The sequence below is a fragment of the Actinoplanes sp. NPDC049316 genome (assembly GCF_040677315.1).
In the GTDB taxonomy this organism is placed as follows: domain Bacteria; phylum Actinomycetota; class Actinomycetes; order Mycobacteriales; family Micromonosporaceae; genus Actinoplanes.
Window position 1 is genome coordinate 1 of the sequence record NZ_JBFAQM010000068.1, and the last position, 1,098, is coordinate 1,098.

Here is a 1,098-nt window from a genome sequence, read left to right on the forward strand (position 1 = left end):
TGTACTGACCCGTGAGGTTGGGGACGCGGCTTGAGGGTGGTTGGCCGCCGAGTGCGGTGTGCCCGCGGTGGTGATTGTAAGAGTGGATCCAGGCGGGTAACGCTTGGCGGCGTTCGGTTTCGGTGCGGTAAGCGCGGGCGTAAGCCCATTCCTCGAGCAGGGTGCGGTTGTAGCGTTCGACTTTGCCGTTGGTCTGGGGCCGGTAGGGCCGGGTGCGTTTGTGAGTGATCCCGGCCTGGGTGAGGGTGTCTCGCCACAGGTGGGAGCGGTAGCAGGAGCCGTTGTCGGTCAGCACCCGCTTGACGGTGATGCCGGCTGCGCTGAAGAAGGCGTGGGCGCGTAGCCAGAAGCCGGTTGCTGTTTCGCGGGTCTCGTCGGTGAGGATCTCGGTGTAGGCGAGCCGGGAATGGTCGTCGACGGCGTTGTGCAGGTACTGGTAGCCCAGGTTCGGCCGGTTGGTCAGCTTGCGGGGCCGGTCCGGATCGCGGTGGGCCGAGCGGCGGCGTTGTCCGGCGGCGCGGCCGAGCATCTTGTGGCCGCCGCCGTCGGGGATGTTGCCCAGTTTCTTGATGTCGACGTGGACCAGCTCGCCCGGCGCGTGGTGTTCGTAGCGGCGCACGACCCGGCCGGTGGCCCGGTCGAGGTGGGCCAGGCGAGCCAGCCGGTAGCGGGTCAGGACCCGATGCACCGTCGCCGGGTTCAGGCCGAGAAGGTAGGCGATCCGGGCCGGGCCCCAGCGGCGCAGAACCCGGATCTTGATGATGCGGCGTTCGGTGCGCGTCGGCGTTCGGGCCGGGCTGTGGTGCGGGCGTGACGAGCGGTCGGTCATGCCCGCCCGGCCGTCGGCGCGGTAGCGGTCGGCCCAGCGTTTCGCCGTCGTGGCGCTGACCTGGAAGCGTTCCGCGGCCCGGCGCAGCGGCCAGCCGTCCTCGACCACGCACTGGGCCAGGCGCAGCCGGCCGGTCTCGGACAGCGGTGCATTACGGTGTGGCATGAGGGCCTTCCACGGTTCGGGGTAGGACGTCGCAATCCACACCGAACCCGAAGGCCCTCACCTTTTACAAGATCTTCCCGTCACCAACGTCCGTGGTCAGTACA

The 1,098-nt window shown here is 69.0% G+C and carries 1 protein-coding gene; it reads right to left on the reverse strand.

Annotation, left to right across the window (positions count from 1 at the left end; all coding sequences use genetic code 11):
- Positions 1-994 (reverse strand): IS481 family transposase (locus tag AB0K03_RS41085; RefSeq protein ID WP_364697597.1); only part of this gene is annotated, 994 nt, incomplete at its 3' end.
- Positions 995-1,098 lie beyond the last annotated feature (104 nt).